General features: G+C 65.8%; 19 protein-coding genes and 2 pseudogenes. 10 read left to right on the top strand and 11 right to left on the bottom strand.

Features of this window, described 5'->3' with window-relative positions; translation table 11 throughout:
* The first annotated feature begins 84 nt into the window (after positions 1-84).
* The 5 genes and pseudogenes from ACFJIX_RS17375 to malG all read left to right on the top strand — a co-directional run bounded on the left by ACFJIX_RS17375 (position 85) and on the right by malG (position 5,012).
* A pseudogene (locus ACFJIX_RS17375) lies at positions 85-1,186 on the top strand (ABC transporter ATP-binding protein).
* Positions 1,183-2,412 carry a maltose/maltodextrin ABC transporter substrate-binding protein MalE gene (gene malE, locus ACFJIX_RS17370; RefSeq protein WP_377153126.1) on the top strand — a complete coding sequence of 410 codons (1,230 nt, stop codon included), beginning with the start codon at positions 1,183-1,185 and terminating at the stop codon, positions 2,410-2,412. The pseudogene ACFJIX_RS17375 and the gene malE overlap by 4 nt, the downstream one beginning before the upstream one ends.
* Positions 2,409-2,804 (top strand): hypothetical protein, encoded by a 396-nt coding sequence (locus ACFJIX_RS17365; RefSeq protein ID WP_377153124.1) that lies wholly within the window; start codon positions 2,409-2,411, stop codon positions 2,802-2,804. Before malE ends, ACFJIX_RS17365 begins: the two co-directional genes overlap by 4 nt.
* Positions 2,726-4,096 carry a maltose ABC transporter permease MalF gene (malF, locus tag ACFJIX_RS17360; protein WP_377153121.1) on the top strand — a complete coding sequence of 457 codons (1,371 nt, stop codon included), beginning with the start codon at positions 2,726-2,728 and terminating at the stop codon, positions 4,094-4,096. Before ACFJIX_RS17365 ends, malF begins: the two co-directional genes overlap by 79 nt.
* Before the next feature lie 25 nt (positions 4,097-4,121).
* Complete coding sequence (malG, locus tag ACFJIX_RS17355) at positions 4,122-5,012, top strand: maltose ABC transporter permease MalG (protein WP_377153118.1); 891 nt, start codon at positions 4,122-4,124, stop codon at positions 5,010-5,012.
* 210 nt (positions 5,013-5,222) lie between these two features.
* On the opposite strand, the gene ACFJIX_RS17350 is transcribed toward malG, so the two are convergent.
* The 5 genes from ACFJIX_RS17350 to ACFJIX_RS17330 form a co-directional block, all read right to left on the bottom strand.
* Positions 5,223-5,699, bottom strand: a complete 477-nt coding sequence (locus ACFJIX_RS17350) for a hypothetical protein (RefSeq protein ID WP_377153116.1) — start codon at positions 5,697-5,699, stop codon at positions 5,223-5,225.
* A gap of 130 nt (positions 5,700-5,829) precedes the next feature.
* Positions 5,830-6,198 carry an ankyrin repeat domain-containing protein gene (locus ACFJIX_RS17345; RefSeq protein WP_377161827.1) on the bottom strand — a complete coding sequence of 123 codons (369 nt, stop codon included), beginning with the start codon at positions 6,196-6,198 and terminating at the stop codon, positions 5,830-5,832.
* A 202-nt stretch (positions 6,199-6,400) separates the two neighbouring features.
* Complete coding sequence (locus ACFJIX_RS17340) at positions 6,401-8,530, bottom strand: RHS repeat-associated core domain-containing protein (RefSeq protein ID WP_377153114.1); 2,130 nt, start codon at positions 8,528-8,530, stop codon at positions 6,401-6,403.
* Between the two features lie 3 nt (positions 8,531-8,533).
* Entirely contained in the window at positions 8,534-10,921 is a 2,388-nt protein-coding gene (locus tag ACFJIX_RS17335) for an RHS repeat domain-containing protein (protein WP_377153112.1), read from the bottom strand.
* Positions 10,922-10,956: 35 nt separating this feature from the next.
* The gene (locus tag ACFJIX_RS17330; RefSeq protein ID WP_377153110.1) at positions 10,957-11,196 is read right to left on the bottom strand and encodes a hypothetical protein; all 240 of its coding nucleotides are present in this window, start codon (positions 11,194-11,196) and stop codon (positions 10,957-10,959) included.
* 450 nt (positions 11,197-11,646) lie between these two features.
* Between ACFJIX_RS17330 and ACFJIX_RS17325 the strand changes: the two genes are divergently transcribed.
* Genes ACFJIX_RS17325 through ACFJIX_RS17305 form a run of 5 tightly spaced genes read left to right on the top strand, consistent with a single transcriptional unit; the run spans position 11,647 to position 16,990 of the window.
* Complete coding sequence (locus tag ACFJIX_RS17325) at positions 11,647-13,941, top strand: phosphoesterase (RefSeq protein ID WP_377153108.1); 2,295 nt, start codon at positions 11,647-11,649, stop codon at positions 13,939-13,941.
* Positions 13,941-15,305 (top strand): cytochrome-c peroxidase, encoded by a 1,365-nt coding sequence (locus ACFJIX_RS17320; protein ID WP_377161825.1) that lies wholly within the window; start codon positions 13,941-13,943, stop codon positions 15,303-15,305. The genes ACFJIX_RS17325 and ACFJIX_RS17320 overlap by 1 nt, the downstream gene beginning before the upstream one ends.
* 20 nt (positions 15,306-15,325) lie before the next feature.
* Positions 15,326-16,030 carry a hypothetical protein gene (locus ACFJIX_RS17315; protein ID WP_377153106.1) on the top strand — a complete coding sequence of 235 codons (705 nt, stop codon included), beginning with the start codon at positions 15,326-15,328 and terminating at the stop codon, positions 16,028-16,030.
* 13 nt (positions 16,031-16,043) lie between these two features.
* Positions 16,044-16,535, top strand: a complete 492-nt coding sequence (locus tag ACFJIX_RS17310) for a hypothetical protein (protein ID WP_377153104.1) — start codon at positions 16,044-16,046, stop codon at positions 16,533-16,535.
* 23 nt (positions 16,536-16,558) lie between these two features.
* Positions 16,559-16,990, top strand: coding sequence for a 2OG-Fe(II) oxygenase (locus ACFJIX_RS17305; protein WP_377153102.1), 432 nt, complete (start codon positions 16,559-16,561; stop codon positions 16,988-16,990).
* Between the two features lie 278 nt (positions 16,991-17,268).
* On the opposite strand, the gene ACFJIX_RS17300 is transcribed toward ACFJIX_RS17305, so the two are convergent.
* The 6 genes and pseudogenes from ACFJIX_RS17300 to ACFJIX_RS17275 form a co-directional block, all read right to left on the bottom strand.
* The gene (locus tag ACFJIX_RS17300) at positions 17,269-17,763 is read right to left on the bottom strand and encodes a hypothetical protein (RefSeq protein ID WP_377153100.1); all 495 of its coding nucleotides are present in this window, start codon (positions 17,761-17,763) and stop codon (positions 17,269-17,271) included.
* A 7-nt stretch (positions 17,764-17,770) separates the two neighbouring features.
* The gene (locus ACFJIX_RS17295; protein ID WP_377153098.1) at positions 17,771-18,415 is read right to left on the bottom strand and encodes a hypothetical protein; all 645 of its coding nucleotides are present in this window, start codon (positions 18,413-18,415) and stop codon (positions 17,771-17,773) included.
* The gene (locus ACFJIX_RS17290) at positions 18,378-18,623 is read right to left on the bottom strand and encodes an RHS repeat-associated core domain-containing protein (RefSeq protein WP_377153095.1); all 246 of its coding nucleotides are present in this window, start codon (positions 18,621-18,623) and stop codon (positions 18,378-18,380) included. The genes ACFJIX_RS17295 and ACFJIX_RS17290 overlap by 38 nt, the downstream gene beginning before the upstream one ends.
* Before the next feature lie 439 nt (positions 18,624-19,062).
* Positions 19,063-20,238, bottom strand: a pseudogene (locus ACFJIX_RS17285) (hypothetical protein); the annotation flags it as partial.
* Between the two features lie 3 nt (positions 20,239-20,241).
* The gene (locus ACFJIX_RS17280) at positions 20,242-21,036 is read right to left on the bottom strand and encodes a hypothetical protein (RefSeq protein ID WP_377153092.1); all 795 of its coding nucleotides are present in this window, start codon (positions 21,034-21,036) and stop codon (positions 20,242-20,244) included.
* Complete coding sequence (locus tag ACFJIX_RS17275) at positions 21,033-22,889, bottom strand: hypothetical protein (RefSeq protein ID WP_377153090.1); 1,857 nt, start codon at positions 22,887-22,889, stop codon at positions 21,033-21,035. The genes ACFJIX_RS17280 and ACFJIX_RS17275 overlap by 4 nt, the downstream gene beginning before the upstream one ends.
* Positions 22,890-22,936: the final 47 nt, after the last annotated feature.

The following is a 22,936-nucleotide window of genomic DNA, read 5'->3' as shown; positions in this document are numbered from 1 at the left end:
GATTCATCGATTCAACGCGGGGCGAGTCCGCGTTGTGAATTGCTGGTCTGGCATGTATATTCTCTACAAACAAGGAGACACCCCGTGGCGGATGTGAAGCTGCAAGCCGTGGCCAAGGCCTATGGCGAGACCAAGATCCTGCATGGCATCGACCTGGAGATCCGGGACGGTGAATTCATGGTCTTCGTCGGTCCGTCGGGCTGCGGCAAGTCGACGCTGCTGCGCACCATCGCGGGCCTGGAGGACATCACCGGCGGCGAGCTGCGCATCGGCGGCCGGCTGGTCAACGACGTGCCGCCGGCCGAGCGCGGCATCGCGATGGTGTTCCAGAGCTACGCGCTCTACCCCCACATGAACCTGTACGACAACATGGCGTTCGGGTTGAAGCTGGCGAAGGTGCCCAAGGACGAGATCGACCGCGCGGTGCGCTACGCCGCGCGCGATCCTGCACATCGAGCACCTGCTGGAGCGCAAGCCCAAGGACCTGTCCGGCGGGCAGCGCCAGCGCGTGGCCATCGGCCGCGCGATCGTGCGCAAGCCCGAGGTCTTCCTCTTCGACGAGCCGCTGTCCAACCTCGACGCCGCGCTGCGCGTGCGCATGCGCTACGAGTTCGCGAAGCTGCACGAGGACCTGAAGACCACGATGGTCTACGTCACCCACGACCAGGTCGAGGCGATGACGCTGGCGGACCGCATCGTCGTGCTGAGCGCCGGCACCATCGAGCAGGTCGGCACGCCGCTGGAACTCTACGAGCATCCGGACAACCTCTTCGTGGCCGGTTTCATCGGCAGCCCGAAGATGAACTTCATCGAGGCCGAGGTGGTGAGCGCCGGCGCCGACCACGCGACGCTGCGGCTCGGCGACGGCGCGACGATCCGCACGCGCGTCGACGCGTCGCGCGCGAAGGCCGGCGACAAGGTCACGCTGGGCCTGCGACCGGAACACTTCGAGGTCGGCGGCGACGCCAACCTGATCGCCAGCACGGTGACCTTCGTCGAATCGCTGGGCGGCGTGACGCATGCGTACTGCGCCTATCCGGGCGTCGAGGACGCGCTGACCTGCGAATTCGACGGCAGGACGCGCGTGCGCGCCGGCGACACCCTGCAGCTGCACCTGCCGCCGGACCTCTGCTATCTCTTCGACGCGCAGGGCCTGGCGTTCAAGCGGCTCGGAGCGCCGGCATGACGCGTTCCGTGAAGAGCGCGACCGCGCGCTCGGCGCTGGCACGCGGCGCATTTGCAGCGGTGGCCGCCATCGCGCTGCTTGGCGGCTGCGAGAAGGTCGCCGCGCAGACCGCACCGAAGCTGCTGGTCTGGATCAATGGCGACAAAGCCTACAACGGGCTGCAGAAGGTCGGTGACGCCTTCGAGCGCGAGTCCGGCGTGAAGGTCGTCGTCGAGCACCCGGTCGACGCGCCCGAGAAATACACGCAGGCCGCGGGCGCCGGCAAGGGGCCGGACGTCTTCTGCTGGCCGCACGACCGCGTGGGCGAATGGGCCAAGGCCGGGCTGCTGACGCCGGTCCAGCCGCGCAAGGCGCTGCAGGATGAGGTGGAGCCCGCCGCGTGGCAGGCTTTCCGCTACCAGGGCCGCCTGTGGGGCTACCCGATCGCGATCGAGACGACCGGCCTGATCTACAACAAGGCACTGGTGAGCAAGCCGCCCGCGACCTGGGATGAACTGATCGCCGTCGACAAGCAGCTGCGCCAGCGCGGCAAGCACGCGATCCTGTGGGACTACAACAAGAGCTTCTTCACCTGGCCGATGTTCGCGGGCGCCGGCGGCGTCATCTTCGGACGTGATGCGCAAGGCGACTTCGATGCGCGCCAGGTCAAGGTCAACAACGACGGTGCGCTGGCCGCGGGCCAAATGCTGGAGCGACTGATCACCGAGGGCGTGATGCCGCGCGGCGCGCGTTACTCCGAGATGGAATCGGGCTTCGCGCGCGGCGAGGTCGCGATGATGATCTCCGGTCCCTGGGCCTGGGAGAACGCACGCAAGGCCGGCATCGACATCGGCGTCGCGCCGATCCCGGCGGTGGTGGCGGGCAAGCCGTCCAAGCCCTTCGTCGGGGTGCTGGGCTGCATGATCTCGGCGCCGTCGAAGAACAAGGACCTCGCGCGCGAGTTCATCGAGCACCACCTGATGCGCCCCGCCTCGCTGAAGGTCCTCGACGCCGACGTGCCGATCGGCGTGCCGGCCAACAAGGCCTTCTACCAGCAGCTGTCGGTGAACCCGCTGATCCGCGCGAGCATGGAGAACGCGCGCGCCGGCGAGGCCATTCCCAACATCCCCGAGGTGGGACGCTTCTGGACCGCGATGGACGCGGCGCTGGAGGCGATCACCAACGGCCTGCAAAGCCCCAAGGACGCGCTGGACGGCGCGTCGGGCCGGATGCTGCTGAAGCAATGAACGCCACGACCGCATCGACTCCGGCACCGTCAGGCGCCCTGTCCAGTTCCAGGGCCGCCGCCCTGCCCGGCTCGCCGCTGTCCGAGGCCTACACGCGCCAGGCGCCCGGCGCGCTCGACCGGATCACCCAGGCGCTGTACTGGCCGACGATGGCCGTGATCGCGCTGGCGGCGCTGTACCTCGTCTTCATGCTGTACGCGGCCGGGCTGACGAGCTGGGCGCTGGGCGTGCTGCTGCTCTTCGGCACGGGCTTCGCGGTTTATCTGTCGAAGGCCGGCTTCGCCTACCGCTACCTCTTCCCGGCGTGGCCGGGATGCTGCTGTTCATCGCGTTCCCGCTCGCCTACACGACGCAGATCGGCTTCACCAACTACTCGTCGGCCCACCTGCTGAGCCAGGAACGCGTGCGCGAGTTCCTGCTCGACCAGCACGACACGGCGCTCGAGGCCGTGCGCGACTACAGCGTGCACGGCGCCGGCAGCGACTTCCGCGTGGTGCTGCGCGACCCGTCGAACGGCACGGCGCAATTCGTCTCTCCGCCGCTGGCGCTGCGTCAGGGCACGAAGCCGGTCGACGTCGCGATGCAGGCGACCGGACCCGCGGACGCGACGCTGGGCACCGCGCTCACGCTGAAGGAACTGGTCGAGCACCGCCAGGCGCTGGCGCAACTGCGGCTGCGGCTGCCCGGCGAAAGCGGCGGCACGGCGGCCACCGGCGGCGCGGGCGACGCCTCGACGCTGCGCTACCTCGGCCTGCGCGAGTTCGGCCCGATCCGCCCCCACTTCGAGGAGCAGTCCGACGGCAGCTTGAAGCGTGTCGCCGACGGCGCCCTCTTCCGCCCGGACGCGACCACCGGCTACTACGAAGGCCAGGGCGCGGCGGCGGGCACGCACCTGGCGCCCGGCTACAAGGTCATGGTCGGCGCGCAGAACTACAAGCGCATGCTGTTCGACGCGGAGTTCCGCGGTCCCTTCCTGTCGATCTTCGGCTGGACGGTGGTGTTCTCGCTGCTGACGGTGGTCTTCGCGACGGCGATCGGCATGATGCTGGCGGTGCTGCTGAACTGGGAGGACCTGCGCTACCGCACGACCTACCGCACGCTGCTGTTCCTGCCCTACGCGGTGCCGGGCTTCATCTCGATCCTCGTGTTCAAGGGCCTGTTCAACCAGAACTTCGGCGAGATCAACGCGATCCTGGACGCGCTCTTCGGCGTGCGGCCGGCGTGGTTCGCGGACCCGTCGCTGGCGCGGACGATGCTGCTGATCGTCAACGTGTGGCTGGGTTATCCGTACGTGATGATCCTGTGCACGGGGCTGCTGAAGGCGATCCCCTCGGACCTGTACGAGGCCTCGGCGCTCGCGGGCGCGGGGCCGCTGACCAACTTCTTCAAGATCACGGCGCCGCTGATCATCAAGCCGCTGTCGCCGCTGCTGGTCTCGGCCTTTGCCTTCAACTTCAACAACTTCGTGCTGATCGCGCTGCTGACCGACGGGCGGCCGGATTACCTGTCCACCAAGATCCCCGCGGGGCAGACCGACATCCTGGTCAGCTACACGTACCGCATCGCCTTCCGCGATTCGGGCACGGACTTCGGCCTGGCCGCGGCCATCTCGACGCTGATCTTCGTGCTGGTCGCGGGGATGTCGCTGCTCAACCTGCGCCTGATGCGCAACGCCAACCGCTGACGCGGCCGAAGGACAAGGACACGACATGGCCATCGTTCGAGGCAAACAGGCGCGCTGGCGCGTCATCGCGGCGCATGTGCTGCTGTGGGTGTTCCTGGCGATCACGCTGTTCCCGCTGCTGGCGGTGGTGTCGATCTCGCTGCGGCCGGGCAACTTCGCCACCGGCAGCCTGATCCCGACGACGATCAGCCTGGAGCACTGGCAGCTGGCGCTGGGCATTCCGTACCAGGCGGCGGACGGCTCGCTGGTGCAGCCGCCCTTCCCGGTGCTGACCTGGCTGTGGAACTCGATCAAGGTGGCGACGATCTCGGCGGTGCTGATCGTGGCGATCTCGACGACGGCGGCCTACGGTTTCGCGCGGCTGAAGTTCCCGTTCAAGGCCAGCATCCTGAACAGCATGCTGCTGCTGCAGATGTTCCCGGCGGTGCTGGCGCTGGTGGCGATCTACGCGATCTTCGAGACCATCGGCACCTTCGTGCCGTGGCTGGGCATCGAGACGCACGCGGGCGTGATCGTCGCCTACCTGGGCGGCGTGGCAACGCACATCTGGACGATCAAGGGCTACTTCGAGACCATCCCCGTGGAGATCGAGGAGAACGCCAAGGTCGACGGCGCGTCGCACTGGCAGGCGTTCCGGCTGGTGCTGCTGCCGATGGCGGTGCCGATCCTGATGGTGGTGTTCGTGCTGGCCTTCATCGGCTGCATCATCGAGTACCCGGTGGCGTCGGTGCTGCTGCGCGAGGAATCGAACCTCACGCTGGCGGTCGGGTCGAAGTACTTCCTGCACGACCAGCGCTTCCTGTGGGGCGACTTCGCGGCCGCGGCGGTCCTGTCGGGACTGCCGATCACGGCGGTGTTCCTGCTGGCGCAGCGGTGGATCGTGTCGGGGCTGACGGCGGGTGGGGTGAAGGGCTGAGAAGCCTGCGCGTCACCGTGGCACCAAGCGCTACGCACGTGCTGAGAACGCAACCTTGGTGACCTCGCCGCTTGCTCGGCATGTTCACCATTCCAGACATTTCCGGCCCATCTTGTCCAGAATGGTGAACATCCAACCGGACTCTGGCGAATCGCGCGGGAGCTAACCCGCCCTGCGCGGGGTCAGGTTTTGCCGTCACCTCGCGGTGATTCACTTGCGTCGCGGATCTCGCTCGTTGGGTACTTTGAGCGTGTCTGCGCTCACCGTGTGAAAGCCTGTCGCCAACGCCTCATAGTCCGGGCAATCCTCGGATTCACCGCGGAGCAGCGCTTCGTTTCGATACCGGCATTCCAGGCGCCTGCTCGCCCCCTCTTCCTCCCGCGCCTGCATTCGCGCCAACTTTCCGGCCTGGAAGCGCAGGACGAAGATGATCTGCCCCTGCTCGTCCCAGACCATCTGACAACCGGAGTAGGCGGAGCCCAGCGTCTTGGGATAGATGAACAGATACGCGCCGTGACTCATGTTCACGGCGGCGTCCGTGGGTACCTGCACCATCGAACAATTGGCCGCCTGGCCTGAAGGGATCTCCCGCTCGGCGGGAAGACCCGATTGCTGCCCATAGGCCGAAAGCAACGGGGCCACGCCGAACACGATGCCGATGAGGGCGCGGCGCGGCGACGGGCTCATGGGCTGATGCACGAGCCTCGCGCGAGGGCTTTCCTCAGGACCAGATAGCTCGTGCATGCCGCGGCGATCGACATACCCTGACCTACGCCGCCAAGTAGCGCGCTCGCCATGCTGATTCGCCGGAGGGATTTCAACGCTTCGCCCGTCCCTTCTTGGTCTCCATCAACGCCGCCACGATGGCAGGTGGCGCCGATACATCCTTGGCGCACAGGACGGCATCCGAACCCCAGTCATTCTTGATTCGTGGATCTGCGCCGTGCTGAATCAAGACTTTGATCACTTCCGGATTGCGCCCGCCAATCGCATTGAACAGCACAGTGTTTCCGTGATCGCCTAGCGCATTCACATCGGCGCCATGATCCAAAAGGACGGCCACCGGCTCCAGCTCTCCCCATGAACACACCGTATGGAGCGGCGTGTCGTTCAAGAAGTTTCGCTGCGACAGGTCCTGAATCTCTTCGCCCGCCCATGCGCCTGTCTTGCTGCATCGGAGAAGCACTTCAGCCAAGGTCATTAGTTCTCGCACTTGCAAAAGTTCTTGATGGCATCGGCGGCATTCTTCAGTCGATTCTTCACATTCGCCAACGCCCTGTCATGAGGTGCCTTGCTCTCTTCAGTACCCCAGCGGTCCTCCCAGTCCTGGCGCTTGCGCTGACAGCTGCGCGCTTGTCGATACGCCCAGCGTGCTTCTTCGCAGGGCGTTAGGTTCGGCGGAGGGGACGATCACAAGTTCGATGGTAGTTTTCATTGTCGATTTGTTTCTGCTTACGCTCGTAATCCCATTCGACCACGGCATCTGAAATCTTTCCCAGATACGGTTGAATGTATGGATTGGCGACATTGCCGATTTCCCATCCGATCCAACCCGACAAGGCCAGGCCAGCCGCAGACGCAGCCGGCACCGCCAATGCTGGAAGAGCCGGCATTGGAGCAAACGGCACTGGAACGGCCACCTTCCCGTTCGGATCAACGAGTTGGGTCGGCTGGTTCTCCACATAGGAGTAGGTATTCGCGCCCCCCGTGAGCCCGATCGGATCGCTCTGCGCATAGCGTCCCGTCGTCCCGTCATAGTCCCGGAAGTAGTTGTAGCTCAGCCCCGACTCCTTGTCGAAATACTGACCGGGGAAGCGCAGGTTGACGACGAGGTTCTCGAGCGAGTTGGGGATCGTCTCCGCTGCCGTGGTGCCGAAGGGCTCCGCAATCCAGCGCCAGCGGACGTCGCCGGCAGCATTCACGATCACGCGCGGCGTATTGAGGTGGTCCGAGTACGCGTAGTAGACCCGTGGCTCCGTCGTCGTCGAGTTGGTCAACACCGCGATCAGCGTGTTGCCCAGCCACACGAACTCCTGCAACGCACCGCCTGAGCTGTTGTATTCCCCGAGCAGTTGCCCGTTCTGGTCGTAGACGTAGTGCGGGCGGGACGTGCCCGTCACCTTGCGCACGCGCTGTCCGCCGGCGTCGTAGTTGTAGGTCGTCGTGACGCCCGCGCTCGTGAGCGAGGCCAGCCGGTTGTCGAGCCCGTACGTGGTCGTGTAGCCCAGCCCCGTGTCGCTCAGCGTGTTGCCTGCGGCGTCGTAGCCGAAGCTGCGCGTCGGGTTGTCGATGCCGGTGAGCCGGTTGCTCGTCGTCTCCGTGGCATAGCTCCGCGCCGCGCCGTTGAGCGTGACCGCGGTGCGGTTGCCATTGGCGTCGTAGCCGATGTTCCAGGCGTTGGCCGGGGTGACGATGCCTGTCAGCCGGCCGAGCTCGTCATAGCCGAAGCTCTGGTTCATCGCCTGCGCTTCCGCCGTCACCTCGCCGGTCGTCGCGTCCAGGTGCGTGTAGCTGACGATGCGATCCGCTGCGTCGTAGGTGATGTCGCGCACCACCCCGTTCAGCGGATAACGCACGAGCCGACCGTAGGTGTCGAAGACCCGTTCGTAGCTCTTCGTTGCGCTGTTCAGGTGGAACAGCCACGCCCGTGCCGGGCCGAAGGGCTCCCATTGGACCTGGCTGATCAGCGGCTTGGCAGCGCTGCTCGCGTCCTTGGCCAGGCTCAGTCCGGTAGGTTGGCCATGGTCGTAGCTGATCGTCAGCACACGACCCGAGGGATACGTGATGCTGGTGATGTTGCCGGCGCCGTCGTAGCCGTAGCGCGTGGTACTGACGACCGTGCTGACCGCCTGGGTCACCGTGGTCACCCGGCCCAGTGCGTCGTAGGCGTACTTGGTCGAACCACCGGGGAAGCTGGCGGTCGTGAGGCGGCCGATGCCGTTGGTGAAGGTGCCGCCAGTCTCGTCGTAGGTCCAGCCGTAGCTCACGCTGGCCTGGCCCGCCTTGGAATAGACAGCCGTCTTGAGGCGGTCCAGGTTGTCGTAGGTGTAGGTCGCCAGCACGCCGCGGCTGTCGGTGCGAGTCAGCAGGTTGCCCACCGCGTCGTAGGTGCTGTTGGCCGTGCCGGTGTCCGGGCTGACGAGCTGGTTGAGATCACCCAGGCCGTTGCGCTGGTAGCTCGTGATGAGGTTGCGCGGATCGGTGACCTGCTTGAGCTGATCGATGCCGTCGTAGCCGAGCTGCGTCACGCCATTGCGCGCATCCGTGCTCGTCTTGACCCGGTCCAGCGGGTCGTACGCGTTGGTGGTCGCGAAGCCGAAGCCGCTCACGCCCTTGGCCTTGATGACCTTGGTCGGATTGCCCTTGGCGTCGTACTCGTAGTCGGTGACCGGTGCGGGTGACACGGGCGGAGGCGGCAGCGTCGCGGCATGCGCGTTGAGCCCGATCGCGCCGATGAATGCAGCCACGATGGGCGCGAGTGTGCACCGGCACTTCACGTGCCTCTTGATCACGTTCATGGCTTACTCCCTCCCCGTCGTCTGTTGTGCACGACCCAGCGCATCGAACGCGCGGCTCATCGTCCGCTTGAGCGCTCCTTGCGGATCCTTGGCGACCTCGTTGGTCCGATTGCCGCTCTGGTCGAGCGTGTATTCGATTCGGTTGCCCTGCGTGTCAGAGGCGGCGACAAGCCGATGCGCGTCGTCGTACTCGTAGTTCACGGCACTGCCGTCGGGCTGAGACGATTTCTTGAGCAGACCGGTGGGCCAGTATTCGTAGCTGGTCGTCGAGCCTGCAGTCGTCACCGACGTCAGCCGCTGGCGCAGGTCATAGGCGTAAGTCGTCGTGCTCGTGTTGGCATCGACAAGCTCGAGCGGCTTGCCATAGGCGTCGTAGCGCGTGAAGGTCGTGAGATGCCCTGCGGCGTTCTTCGAGGATTTCAAATCGCCCTTCGTGTGATCGCCCGTCGTGTCGGCGTAGTACTCGTTGGTGACGACCACCCGGTTGAGCGGATCAGTCTCGATCAAGACCTGACCCGTGGCGTTGTAGGTCCAGCTCGTCGCGCGTGCCGGAACTCCCGATTGGAGCGTCGCGTTGAAGCCGAGCGCTCCTGTCTCGTCAGTCGTCGCCTGCTCGACGCGCTTGCACAGCACGACGATGGGCTTGTTGTCCGGCAGCTTCGCATCCGCGGGCGCGCAGCTGGCCACGGCATTGCCGTTGAACGGATCCTGCTGGCCATTGAAGACCAAGGTCGTGATGCGACGGGGTTCCGCCGTCTTGCTCGCCAGACGCCAGTCTGGATGCCATTGCGACGAGACCTTCCGCGCACCGGCCGGTACCGTGCCGGCAAGTACCGCCGCGCAGGTGATCGAGGCGCTCAGTCCCTCGACGCGAACGGTCTCCACATTGCGCGAGAGGTCGAAGCTCGAGCAGCTCCGGTTGCCGTTGGGATCGTCGTACTGGACCACGTTCTGGTTCTGGTCGAGGACGCGCCGCTCGGTCGACGGCGTGCCACCGGCGCTGGCGCCTCGCGTCTTCGCGCTCCATTTGACGCTGCCGTAGGCGCCGCTGGCCTCGAGTGCCTCGATGTCGCCGTTCGGGTAGGTCACGCGGACATCGCGCGGCAGATCGAGGTAATGGTCCCGCCAGAGCTTCTGATTTGTGTTGTCGTAATACGTGGCGACGTTCCACTTTGGCGGCGTTCCCCAGTTGACGGCAAAGGCGTCGAGGCCCTGGGCCCGGGCCGTCGAGACCGCACGCCCCTCGGCGTCGTAGCCGTAGGTGCCGGCGCGCGCCTGGTTCTCGTCCAGGTAGCCTGTCAATGCCCAGGCATGCGCCGGGTCTTCATACAGGAAGGTCTTCGAGACGCCATCCGCGAAGCTCACGCCGGACAACCGGGCCTGCGCGTCGTAGGTGAACTGGACATCGGTCCCCGGTCCCTGGATCCGCGACAGACGGAATCCGCCATCCGCCAGCTTGATGTACTTGAGTTGATGGGCGCGCCCCGTCTGATCGGTCAGCGTGACAGGCAAGCCATCTGCATCCGGGTTGTCTCCGATGACCTGCGCGCCGCCGCTGCGGATCACGTCGATCGTGGATCCTGACGGCGTCGAGAGGCGCGTGAGCCGGCCGATGGCGTCGTAACGCTCGATGGTCATGGCGTCCGCGTCGTAGTACAGGTAGCCCCCGGTCACCACCGTCAGGCGATCATTGAGCGCGGGCGACGCCGGTGCAAACGTCGAGCCGGTCGATTGGAAGCTGGTCCAGTTGCCGTCGCCGCGCAGGACGTTGATGAGCTTCGCAGGTTGGCTCATGTCCTTGTGCACATCGGTGAAGAGGCGGCGCTCGAAGCTGGGTTTCCAGTCGTCCCCCAGCAGCGTGGAATCAGTCCGCATGAAAGGCTGGACGCCGCTTGCATACGGGACGCGGCGCGACGAATTGAAGGTCACCTTCAACGGTAGCCAGGACAGGCGGCCGAGTTCGATCGGCTGCAGCTTGGCTCCCGTCAGCGCGACGATGGGATTGCCGTGGCAGGTGTCGCAGTGGGTCTGGAAGTAGCGGTCCGTGATCGGCAGGCAGGCATTTTTTTCCGGGACGTAGAGCCCTTCGCTGCAAGCGCACTCGCCGCTCTCCGCTTCGTAGTGGCCGTTCGCCACCTTGCTGCACGATTTCGAGAATTGGGCGACAAAGTCCTTGGTGTACTCCTGCTGCGCGCCCTCGCAGACCGGCTGCCCATCCTTGATGGAGTAGCTGGCGTAATACTTCTGGCTGGCGTGCGTGTAGCAGGCAGCCGACGCCGAGGACCAGCTCGGACTGATCTTGCAGCTCCCGGCGGAATAGACGATGGGCGAGCGACAGATGCCGGGCGACGGACATGACGAATTCGCAAAGGCGACGACGCGCGCCTGCATGGCATACGGTTCGCTGGGACGCCCGCTCCGGCCGATCACATGGAAGTAGCCGAAGTTCTGTGGATTCGGCGTGATGCCGTCACCAGTTCCGCCAGTGCACGGTGACGCCGGCAGAAAGCCCGCGGACCCGGATCGTTGGGCGGCGACCAGTCGACCGGAAAGGTGCGCTCATAGGCATGCGCCACCGATGCGCCCAGCAGCAGCGAAGCGATCAGCAAGACAACGGCCAGGCAGGAACGGACCCAGCTCCGCGAAGCATCCGGCAATGAAGACATCAAGGACTCCCTCAGATGAAAACACATCTAGATCAGGAATCCCTGCATGCCTGGATGGCCGCACTGGTTCGCCCTGCCCGGCGCGGCATCTGAATGCGCCGCGTCCGGACAGTTCCTCCCTGATCGAACGGCGCCGATTCTGCCTCGCAGGGTCAGGCGTTGCCACCACCGCCAAAGAGGGAAGCGGGCCGCGCCGTCGACCCGGAAGCCCCATTCCAAGGCGTTTCCGCACCGACAAGCCTCGTGCGAGCTACAACTCGTTTCACCTGTGTGTACGGCTTCACCAAACTTTGCGAAACACGCCAGGCCTTGCCACGCCAGGGCCCTCACGCGGCCTTGACGTCGAGTGACACGGATCCGTCATGCGTGATTTCTAGAGTGCGCGGCGTTTCGAACAGCCTCCTCCCCGAGGCCCACGAACACAGCCACCGCCACCACTCCAGGACTCCCATGCGACACAGCAAATCCACCGCGCTGAACGCCTCGCTCACCCTCGTTGCCGCCGCCATCCTGGCGGCCTGCGGCTCCGACAACGACACCCAGTCGCCGAGCGTCACGATCAACGGCGTCGTCACCGCCACCAGCTTCACCGCCGGCAGCGCGACCGATCCCAAGATCGACCCCGCCTACTACGTCGGCGCCAAGGTCTGCGTCGACACCAACGGCAACGGCGTCTGCGACACCGCCGAGAACCCCGTCGTCACCGACGCCAAGGGCCACTTCTCGCTGACCCTGCCGGCCAACGCCGCGCTGATCGCCGACATCGGCACCGATGCCACGCTGTCCACCACCAGCGCCAAGGTCGCGAGCCGCGACGTGCTGCGCGCGTCGCTGGACCAGGTCATCGAGCAGGCCGGCAACGTCGTCATCAGCCCGCTGTCGTCGGAAGTGCAGCGCCTCGTCGAGGCCAACGGCACCAGCTACGCGACCGAGAAGCAGACCGTCGCCACGCGCATCGGCGTGTCGCTGGCCAATGTGCTGGCCGACGCGAGCACCGTCACCGGCGCCGACCAGGTCGCCCTGCTGGCCGAGTCCAAGGCCCTGGACAACCGCTTCACCTACGCGATCACCAAGCTCGACCGCGGCGACCTGTACCCCGACGCGCTGGCCGCGCCCGGCGGCGATCCGCGACTGGCCGGCGCCGCCAACGTGAGCGTCGCCACCGCGCCCACCGGCACGGACGCCCGCACGAAGATCACCTTCGCCCAATCGCAGCAGGCCGCGTTCGCGCTCGAAGGCGTGCCGCGCTACGACCACATCTTCATCGTGATGCTGGAGAACAAGGCCACGCTGTCGATCAAGGGCTCGCCGTGGGCGCCCAAGATCAACGCGCTGCTCGCCAGCGGCAACCAGCTGACCAGCTACTACGCCACCGGCAACCCGTCCGAGCCGAACTACACGGCCCTCGGCGGTGCCGACGACTTCGGCATCACCGACGACAGCCAGTGGAACTGCGATGCCACCGGCGCCAATGCGGTCCAGGACCTGCCGCTGCCCGACAAGACCCAGCCGGGCCTGGCGAGCTCGCCATTCGCGGCCAGCTGCACGCAGACCGCCGCGGTCAACCACAACATCGTCGGCAAGCCCAACCTGTTCAACGCGATCACGGCCGCCGGCATGACCTGGCGCACCTACAGCGAGTCGATGAACCCGGGCCAGGACTTCCGCACCGACTCCGTCGCCGACGCCGCCGTCACGGCCGCCGACAACGTCTACGCGCCGGGCACGATCAACGGCAACACCGCCGCCGTCGGCACCGCCGGCCTGACGCTGCCGATGCCCGCCGGCCTGTACAAGACCAAGCACCATCCGGGCATGGCCTACCAGAACGTCCGCAGCGCGCCGGAGTTCAAGTACAGCAACCGCACCATGGGCGGCGGCCAGTGGGACGCCAACCTCAAGAGCAGCAGCGCCTACGCCATGCCGGCCAACTACGACGTCGACCAGCTCGGCACCGACCTGGCCAGCGGCAAGGTCGGCACGCTGAACTTCCTGGTGCCCGACCAGTGCGACGACATGCACGGCATCAGCGTCATCGGCAAGCTGGCCAACGGCAGCACCGCCACGGCCAGCGACTGCGGCAGCGTCGCCAACAACGTGGCGCAGAGCTCGGCGGCCAACATCATCACGCGCGGCGACAACTACGTCGACGCGCTGGTGAAGAAGATCCAGGCCTCGCCGCTGTGGAAGAACCCGGCCAAGCGCGTCGCCATCGTGCTGATGTTCGACGAAGGCAGTGCCACCTCGGGCTTCAACTCCTGCTGCGGCTGGAACGTGTCCAACAGCGCGGTGGCCAAACCGGTGGTCGTCGATCCCAAGACCGGCGCGGTCACGGTCGACGCCAGCGTCAACAACTACACCAAGGGCAACCGCGGCCACGGCCAGAGCATCTTCGGCATCCTGACCAACCAGGCCGATGCGCCCAAGGGCGTGTCCGACGGCGATGCCTACAGCCACTTCTCGTTCGTGCGCACGCTGCAGGACATGTTCCAACTGGCCGACCCGGCGGTGGATGCGTCGTACATGAACCGCTCGAAGTACACCGAGAAGTTCATCGCGGCCAACATCCTCAACCTGCCGGAGTACGCCGGCAGCGCCGACACCCACTTCGACTCGGTGCGCGCGATCAACCATGCGTGGAAGGCCCCGGCCAACTACACGCAGAAGCAGTCGTCCGACGTGAACACGGCCGCGCAGATCGGCGCCGACGCGGTCCAGACCAACGTCTGGGCGTTGAAGAAGTGATCGCCGTCCTCCGCGCCGGCGCGGTCTTCGGACTCGGCCTGCTGCTCGCCGGCTGCGGCCCGTCGGGCAGCGCCGACACCGGGAGCGCCGCGTCCGGCGCGGAGGCGGCCTCCTCCGCCGGCACCGCGCTGAATCCGGTCACGCCGCTGAGCCCCATCGCGCAGGTCGGTCAGAAGATGTTCTTCGACGCGACGCTGTCGGGCTCCGGCCGCATGGCCTGCGCGACCTGCCACGATCCGAAGAATGCCTACGGCCCGCCGAACGATCTGTCGGTGCAGCTCGGCGGTCCAGATCTGAAGCGCGCCGGCTTGCGCGCCGTGCCGTCGCTGCGCTACAAGGACGCGACGCCGCCCTACGCGGACCTGCTCGACAACCCCGACGGCGTCAGCGTTCCGGGCCCCGGCGGCGGCTTCGCCTGGGACGGCCGTGCGGCGACGCTCGCCGAGCAGGCGGGCCTGCCGCTGCTGGACCCGAACGAGATGGCCAACGCCAGCGCCGCCGACGTCGTCAAGAAGCTGCAGGCCGGCCCCTACGCCGAGCAGTTCCGGCAAGCCTTCGGCGCGCGGATCTTCGAGGACGCGGACCAGGCCTTCGCCGCCGCCGGCAAGGCGCTGCAGGCCTTCCAGCTGGAGGACGTCAGCTTCCATCCGTACTCGAGCAAGTTCGACCTCTACATCGGCAACAAGATCGGCGGCGTGCTGACCGCGGCCGAGGCGCGCGGCCTGAAGGTCTTCGCCGACCCGAACGGCGGGAACTGCGCGTCCTGCCACTACCAGGGCGCCGGCCTGAACGGCAGCACGGCGATCTTCACGGACTTCTCCTACGAGGCGATCGGCGTCCCGCGCAACGCGGCCATCCCGGCGAACGCGGACCCGGCCTACGCCGACATCGGCCTGTGCGGCCCGCTGCGCACGGACCACGCGCCGGTGAAGGGCAACACCTTCTGCGGCATGTTCAAGTCGCCGACGCTGCGCAACGTGGCGACGCGCGGCAGCTTCTTCCACAACGGCATCTTCCATTCGCTGGAGCAGACGATCCGCTTCTACAACACGCGCGACACGATGCCCGAGCTCTGGTATCCGACGGTGGGCGGGACGCCCAAGGCGACGCCGGATCCCGACTTCCCGACCTACGGCCTGATCACCACGCAGTACGTCGGCGGCAAGGTGCGCAAGTTCGACGATCTGCCTCCGCAGTTCGTCGGCAACATCGACTCGCAGATGCCGCTGGACGGCCGCGCGGCGCACAGCAAGCCGCCGATGTCGGAGCAGGACATCGCCGACCTGCTCTGCTTCCTGAACACGCTCAACGACAAGGACACCCAGCCGGCGAAAGCGCCCGCGCCGGGAGCCTGCACGTCGTGATGATCTCTTCCGATTTCTCCATGTCCATCTTCCGCATGTCGTCCGCTTCCACTCCTCATCGCGCCGTGCGCGCCGCCGGCGTCGTCGTCGCCGTGCTCGCGCTGTCCGCGCTGAGCGCCTGCTCGCGGTCCGGCGAACCGTCGGCCTCGACAGCATCGGCTGAGCCGACCGCGGATCACTTCGTCGCCGGCATGAAGGACTACCTCGCCAAGCGCGGCGACCTGTGCCTGGCCAAGAACGAGTGGCCCATCGACCTGACCCAGCGCGAGATCGACGCCGGCGCGCGCAACGCGCTGCAGATGCCCGTGCTGGAGCGGCTGGGGCTGGCGAGCTCGACGGTGGCCGAGGTCGACGTGAAGGACGACAACGAGGTGTCGCGCCACATGAAGGTCCGCCGCTACGCGCTGACCGAGACCGGCAAGCAGTTCTACCTGACGCGCGAGCAGCCGCGGCCCGACGGCGGCAAGGAGACGCGCGGCGACTTCTGCGCGGCCAAGCTGAGTCTGGACAAGGTCGTGCATTGGGAGCTCGGCGGCGAGGGCAAGGACCGGCACGCGATCGTCAGCTACACCTACCAGGTCAAGGCTGCGCCGTGGACCGGCGATGCCGAGCTGCAGAAGGTGTTCCCCGTCGTGGCGCAGGTGATCCGCGGCGCGGGCAGCGCGCAGCTGCAGGAGACGTTCAAGAAGACGGAGACCGGTTGGGTCGCCGTGGACCTGCTCTGAGCGGCGCGCCGTCATGACGACCGTCGTGCGCTTTCCTCCCGCGCTGGGCGACTGGGTCCGCCAGCATCTGGACAACGGCGTGGCGCCTGGCGAGCTGCGAGGCGCGCTGCAGGAGCGCAACATCGCGGCCGAGGCGGCGCAGGCGATCGTCGAGGCGTTCGTGCGTGCGCGCCGCGGAGAGCGCGCGATGCCGGTGGACCAGGTCGAGCTGTCGCCCCAGCCGATGCCGACGGGCATGTCGACAGGGACGCCGACGGGAATGCCGATGGCATCGGCCCTCGACGGCGCACCGCCTTACCGGTACGAGACGCCGCGCTTTCGACCTGGTAGTCGATCGCGACGGACGACCGCCTTGTGCGCGTGGCCGCGCGTGCGGAGCGACCGATGCTGGCGGTGCTCAACGGCGTCTTCAGCGCCGATGAATGCGAGGAAGTCATCGCCTTGGCGCGAGGCCGTCTGCGGCCATCGACGCTCGTCGATCCGCGCACGGGGCGCGACGTCGTGAGCGGCTTGCGAAGCAGCCTTGGGATGTTCTTCCGCCCGGCCGAGACGCCGCTGATCGCGCGCCTGGATCGGCGCATCGCGGAGATCATGAACCTGCCGGTGTCACACGGCGAAGGTCTGCAGATCCTGCACTACCCCGAAGGCGCCGGCAGCGCGCCGCACTATGACTTCCTGGTGCCGTCGAACCCCGCCAACCAGGCGTCGATCGCGCGCAGCGGGCAGCGCGTGAGCACCTTGGTCACTTACCTCAACGACGTACCCGCCGGCGGCGAGACGGTGTTCCCTGCAGCGGGCTGGGCGGTCTCGCCGCAGCGCGGCAACGCCGTCTACTTCGAGTACGCCAACTCACACGGCGAACTGGACCACGCCTCGCTGCACGCCAGCAGCGCCGTCACGCGCAGCGAGAAGTGGGTGGCGACGAAGTGGATGCGGGAGCGGGTGTTCGTCAGTGCGTGAGGCAGTCTCACCAACTCAAGTTGACGCCTTCTTCCATTGCATCCAGGCCGACCATCCACTGGCCATCAGGCAAAGCACCAGCAGTAATCCTGCCACCCAGCCAATGCCATCGATGAGGCCAATCACCCTCAAGCTGACGACGATCTGTAGCAGCAGGACATCCCCGAAGCCATGGCAAACATCCGCCGCTGGCGCCCCATTCGCGGCAAGGCCGAAAGGCCAAGCAGGCCCCCTTGGAAGACGAAAAGCAGGAATGTGACTGAATAAAACCAAGCACGTTATGCCTGCAGAGCTTCATCCACCAGAAGGTGATAAACGCTGACAAAGCGTGTCTCCACCTCGGATTCGGAGGTTTCCGCACCCTCGACGATAAGCACCTCATCAGCTCCTTGCCGTTGCACCACATCCCAGTCTTCGCTGTGACCGATGGAGAGGAACCCGTCAAGGTATTCCGATGCTCGGATCCCTGCTGCAGAGAGTTCAAAGCCTCCGCGCGGCGTCTTCAACGTGTCATATCGCGAAAAGAATTCACTTGTAATCGGACCGAGGTTTACGGAAAGAGGCCGGGCCTCGCCCGCAGGAGTGGCGATCAGCTTCTCGCCCCTGGCGATAAGGTCAAGAACCATGGAACGAGCTTCCTCGATCGACATGGTTTCAACATCTGGTTTGGATTGCCTTGACATAAGGATCTGCGTCGTTCTCCGTGACCGTTTAGCTATGGCGATGCAATATGCGGCGACCGCCAATACAGCAAAAACAGCGAACCAAACCATAGCGCCCTCATTCCGGACAGCTGCAGGCGTCAGCAAAATCCCTTGCTGCTCGGATGCCCGTCGTCCCGGGATTGACAAAGACACCCCATCCATTCTCCAGTCCGCGCATCCATCGATGGGCAGCGGAATGACTGGCGCTGTCGGCAAACCAGCGCAGGTTCCAGGCGCCACTGTTCAGGGCCGCTGGCAAGCCTCCGGTCGGGAACATCGTAGGGATTCCGCCTGGGTGACCAAACAGGGGGTTGGAGTGATGCACAAATCCGCCCTCTAGGTTTCTGCCTTCACGGAAGGAATTGATAAACGGACGTGCCCCTCGCCTTGCAGCCTCGCGAGATGCGTTCTTGGCAACCGCCTTTAGCCCCGCTGACACACCCATGGTACCGACTTCAAAGACCAGGTCTGCGAGTTCGCCGTTGCGATAGGCAGAACTGCATTTGTTCACGCTGCCAATATTAAGACCGTTGCGCGCAGACATCGTCAGTCCGAAAGACAATGAATCCCCAAAGCCAGCAGAGAAGTCCACAAGGCCTTGCGATGGCGACCAGCCTCCTGTCGCCCAATGGACGCCGCCCCATACATCATCCATTCCGAACAGTCCATACGGATCGTAATAACTAAGCGCGTTGCCATTGACGTATCCGTATGTCGTCATTCCCCCCGCCCGCCAAGCCGATAAGGTCACTTTGGACGTATCGCCCGACGCTTGAGTCATAGTCTCTGAATCGGTTGTAGCTCAGCCCCGACTCCTTGTCGAAGTACTGGCCGGGGAAGCGCAGGTTGACGACGAGGTTCTCGAGCGAGTTGGGAATCGTCTCCGCCGCCGTGTTGCCGAAGGGCTCGGCGATCCAGCGCCAGCGCACGTCGCCCGCCGAGTTCACGATCACGCGCGGCGTGTTGAGGTGATCCGAGTACGCGTAGTAGACCCGCGGCTCCGTCGTGGTCGAGTTCGTCAGCACCGCGATCAGCGTGTCGCCGAGCCACACGAACTCCTGCAGCGCGCCGCCTGAGCTGTTGTATTCCCCCGAGCAGTTGCCCGTTCTGGTCGTAGACGTAGTGCGGGCGGGACGTGCCCGTCACCTTGCGCACGCGCTGCCCGCCGGCGTCGTAGTTGTAGGTCGTCGTGACGCCCGCGCTCGTGAGCGAGGCCAAGCGGTTGTCGAGCCCGTACGTGGTCGTGTAGCCCAGCCCGGTGTCGCTCAGCGTGTTGCCTGCGGCGTCGTAGCCGAAACTGCGCACCGGGTTGTCGATGCCGGTGAGCCGGTTGCTCGTCGTCTCGGTGGCATAGCTCCGCGCCGCGCCGTTGAGCGTGACCGCGGTGCGGTTGCCGTTGGCGTCGTAGCCGATGTTCCAGGCGTTGGCCGGGGTGACGATGCCCGTCAGCCGGCCGAGCTCGTCATAGCCGAAGCTCTGGTTCATCGCCTGCGCTTCCGCCGTCACCTCGCCGGTCGTCGCGTCCAGGTGCGTGTAGCTGACGATGCGATCCGCTGCGTCGTAGGTGATGTCGCGCACCACCCCGTTCAGCGGGTAACGCACGAGCCGACCGTAGGTGTCGAAGACCCGTTCGTAGCTCTTCGTTGCGCTGTTCAGGTGGAACAGCCACGCCCGTGCCGGACCGAAGGGCTCCCATTGGATCTGGCTGATCAGCGGCTTGGCGGCGCTGCTCGCGTCCTTGGCCAGGCTCAGTCCGGTAGGTTGGCCATGGTCGTAGCTGATCGTCAGCACACGACCCGAGGGATACGTGATGCTGGTGATGTTGCCGGCGCCGTCGTAGCCGTAGCGCGTGGTACTGACGACCGTGCTGACCGCCTGGGTCACCGTGGTCACCCGGCCCAGTGCGTCGTAGGCGTACTTGGTCGAACCACCGGGGAAGCTGGCGGTCGTGAGGCGGCCGATGCCGTTGGTGAAGGTGCCGCCAGTCTCGTCGTAGGTCCAGCCGTAGCTCACGCTGGCCTGGCCCGCCTTGGAATAGACAGCCGTCTTGAGGCGGTCCAGGTTGTCGTAGGTGTAGGTCGCCAGCACGCCGCGGCTGTCGGTGCGAGTCAGCAGGTTGCCAACCGCGTCGTAGGTGCTGTTGGCCGTGCCGGTGTCCGGGCTGACGAGCTGGTTGAGATCACCCAGGCCGTTGCGCTGGTAGCTTGTGATGAGGTTGCGCGGATCGGTGACCTGCTTGAGCTGATCGAGGCCGTCGTAGCCGAGCCTGGTCACGCCGTTGCGGGCGTCGGTGCTGTCCTTGACGCGGTCAAGCGGGTCATAGGTGTTGGACGACGTGAATCCGAACCCCGACACGCCCTTGGCCTTGATGACCTTGGTCGGATTGCCCTTGGCGTCGTACTCGTAGTCGGTGACCGGTGCGGGTGACACCGGCGGGGGCGGCAGCGTCGCGGCATGCGCGCCGAACCCGATCAATCCGATGAGCGCAGCCACGATGGGCGCGACATTGCTCCGGCACTTCGAGTGCCTGTTGAATCCATTCATGGCTTACTCCCTGCCCGTCGTCTGTTGTGCACGACCCAGCGCATCGAACGCACGGCTCATCGTCCGCTTGAGCGTTCCCTGCGGGTCCTTGGCGTCTTCCTTGGTCCGCTTGCCTTCCGCATCCAGCGTGTACTCGACGCGGTTGCCTTGCCAGTCCGCCACGGCGGTCAGCCGTCGTGCATCGTCGTACTCGTAATTCACGGCGCTGCCGTCGGCTTGCAAGGTGCGCTTGAGTTCACCAGTGGGCCAATAGTCGAACGTCGTGGTCGCACCGGCCGTTGTCACCGTCTTGACCCGCTGGCGAGCGTCGTAGGTGTAGGTCGTGCTGGCCGCATTCGCATCGACGATCTCAAGCGGCTGCCCGTACGCGTTGTAGCGAAGGAAGCTGGTCTTGTGACCGGCCGCGTTGGTCGTCGACTTCAGATCGTTCTTCGTGTAGTCGGCGGTCGTCGTCGCGTAGTACTCGTTGGTGACCGTCGTCGTGCCCAGGGGGCCCTTCTCGGTCAACACCTGACCCGTCGGGTTGTAGGTCCAGCTCCACGTGCGCGCGGCAACATCGGCCTGCAGCGTCGCGTTGAAGCCCTGCTCACCCGTCGCGTCAGTCGTCGCCTGCTCGACGCGCTTGCACAGCAGGACCAAGCGGCTGCCATCTGGCAGCGTCGTGCCGGAGGCCTCGCAATTCGCGATGGCATTGCCGTTGAACGGATCGGGTCGGCCGTTGTAGACCAGCGTCGTGATGCGAGCCGGCTCTGCGGTCTTCGTTGCAAGACGCCACACCGGGTGCCACTGCGTGCTCACCTTGCGCGAGCCGGCAGGCAGCGCACGGACAACACCGCCGAACAATCGGCCGACGCACTCAGGCCCTCGACCCGCGTCGACTCCAGGCTGCGCACGGCCTCGTAACTCATGCAGCTGCGATTGCCGTTGTAGTCGTCTAGCCGGATGACATTGCTACGGCTGTCGAATTGCCGACTGGTCGTCGCGACGGGCGATCCCGCGCCCGACTGCTGGGTCTTGCTTGACCACTGCACCGCATCCAGCGTGGAGGTCGCGACGATGGATTCAGCTCGACCGTTCGGATACGTCACCACCGCGCCGCTCGCGGGCAACAGCTGGTGCATTCTGGCGATCTTGCCGGTGGACGGGTCGTAGACCTCGGTCCAGAACCACTTCGCCGGTTGCGCCCAGGTGACCGTGTAAGCATCGAGCCCACCCGCGCGCGCCGTGGAGATGGCCCGGCCTTGTGCGTCGTAGCCATAGGTGCCCGCGCGCACGGCGCTCTCGTTCCGGTAGCCCGTCAGCGCCCAAGGGGACACCGGGTCCTCGTAGAGCAACTGTGTCGACGTCGTGTCGCTGTTGACGATTTCGGTCGGCTGCGGGCTGACGGCGGGATAACGCAACTCCGTGACGCCGTTGGCCGGATCGATGACCTGCGACAGCACCGGGGCGCCGTTGGCATCAGGTCGCGAGTACCTCAGCTTCACGACGCGCCCGTCCTGGTCGGTCAACTCGATCGGCAGTCCCGGTTGCGGAGCAATCGTCGGCGCCGTGTTGCTGTCGCTGCGCACGATCGACAGCGTCTTGCCGCTGATCTGCGTCTGCGATTGCAGAACGCCATTGAAGTCGTAAACCTCCAGCACGCCCGCTGCGGTATCGCGATAGAACCAGCCGCCGAAGGGCTTGGCCCAGATCGCATCGCTCGACTGCGGCTGCATCGACGAGAACACGGACACGTTCCATTTGAAGATCGCCGAGAAGCCGTCGCCCCGCGAGGCTGTCATCCGCTCGAACATGACGTCCGGGTTGCTGCGCGCCACGCGCTTGTCGAGGTTGGTGGTCCAGGCGCCGCCCAGCGTGGTGGGATCCGCTGCCGCCAGCGAAGGGGGCAGATCGGGATCGTAAGGAATCTTGCGGATCGAGTTGAAGGTGGCCCGCATGCCATACCAGGGCTGCCATCCGAGCGGGAACTGCTGCACTTTGGCCCCGATCGCTGGGTAGATCGGATTGCCGACGCAGGTGTCGCACTTCGGAATCGACAGCACATCCTTGGTTTCGACGCACCGCCCTTGTTCGGGGACGAACAGTCGCCCTTGGCCGCAGTAGCACTGGCGTGTGTCAGCGTCGAACAGGCCGTAGGAGTCAATGGCTTGGCAGTGCTTTCCTGTGCCCAACGCGTAGCTGGTCAAATCAACGTCGCTCTGATGAGCACCGCAACCTCCGCTCACGACCTCCCAGCTTTTCAGCGTGACGGCATAAGGGCACACGACGGAGCCGGCGCTGGAGCCCGTGCCGGTCACCGAGCAGGCACCGGTTGAACGCCAGTTGCTCAACTCCTGGCACGCCCCCACGCCGTTTCCACGGCCCACGCAAGAACCGTTGGCAAAGGCGATCAGTTGATCGCGCATCCGCTCGGGAAAGTCGTATCCCAAATCGTTGCCCGGCTGAAAGCGGATGGACTGTGTGTCCACGCCTGCACCGTCGCAACGGGAGGGGGTCAGATAGGCCGAGGCTACAAGCCAGGGGTTGGTCGTGATCCACTTGTCGTAAGCCGCCGCCGGCCCCGACAACCCGAGCCACAACAGCACGACAGCGCCGAAGGCGGACCAGATTCGGCGCCACGGCGAGGTGTTTGAACGAAGAGAACCGGACATGGCGCGAGCGCTCCCTGAAAGCCACCAGGAAGCCGCGCGCACCCCCA

It is taken from the genome of Roseateles sp. UC29_93, from assembly GCF_042695725.1.
GTDB classification, from domain to species: Bacteria; Pseudomonadota; Gammaproteobacteria; order Burkholderiales; family Burkholderiaceae_C; genus Roseateles; species Roseateles noduli_A.
This window is presented reverse-complemented; position numbering and strand designations above follow the sequence as displayed.

Coding starts and splice junctions, on each gene's coding strand:
- malE (WP_377153126.1), top strand. CDS start 1,183: ATGACGCGTTCCGTGAAGAGCGCGACCGCGCGCTCGGCGCTGGCACGC.
- ACFJIX_RS17365 (WP_377153124.1), top strand. CDS start 2,409: ATGAACGCCACGACCGCATCGACTCCGGCACCGTCAGGCGCCCTGTCC.
- malF (WP_377153121.1), top strand. CDS start 2,726: ATGCTGCTGTTCATCGCGTTCCCGCTCGCCTACACGACGCAGATCGGC.
- malG (WP_377153118.1), top strand. CDS start 4,122: ATGGCCATCGTTCGAGGCAAACAGGCGCGCTGGCGCGTCATCGCGGCG.
- ACFJIX_RS17350 (WP_377153116.1), bottom strand. CDS start 5,699: ATGAGCCCGTCGCCGCGCCGCGCCCTCATCGGCATCGTGTTCGGCGTG.
- ACFJIX_RS17340 (WP_377153114.1), bottom strand. CDS start 8,530: ATGAACGTGATCAAGAGGCACGTGAAGTGCCGGTGCACACTCGCGCCC.
- ACFJIX_RS17335 (WP_377153112.1), bottom strand. CDS start 10,921: ATGCAGGCGCGCGTCGTCGCCTTTGCGAATTCGTCATGTCCGTCGCCC.
- ACFJIX_RS17330 (WP_377153110.1), bottom strand. CDS start 11,196: ATGTCTTCATTGCCGGATGCTTCGCGGAGCTGGGTCCGTTCCTGCCTG.
- ACFJIX_RS17325 (WP_377153108.1), top strand. CDS start 11,647: ATGCGACACAGCAAATCCACCGCGCTGAACGCCTCGCTCACCCTCGTT.
- ACFJIX_RS17315 (WP_377153106.1), top strand. CDS start 15,326: ATGTCCATCTTCCGCATGTCGTCCGCTTCCACTCCTCATCGCGCCGTG.
- ACFJIX_RS17310 (WP_377153104.1), top strand. CDS start 16,044: ATGACGACCGTCGTGCGCTTTCCTCCCGCGCTGGGCGACTGGGTCCGC.
- ACFJIX_RS17305 (WP_377153102.1), top strand. CDS start 16,559: ATGTTCTTCCGCCCGGCCGAGACGCCGCTGATCGCGCGCCTGGATCGG.
- ACFJIX_RS17300 (WP_377153100.1), bottom strand. CDS start 17,763: ATGGTTTGGTTCGCTGTTTTTGCTGTATTGGCGGTCGCCGCATATTGC.
- ACFJIX_RS17295 (WP_377153098.1), bottom strand. CDS start 18,415: ATGACGACATACGGATACGTCAATGGCAACGCGCTTAGTTATTACGAT.
- ACFJIX_RS17275 (WP_377153090.1), bottom strand. CDS start 22,889: ATGTCCGGTTCTCTTCGTTCAAACACCTCGCCGTGGCGCCGAATCTGG.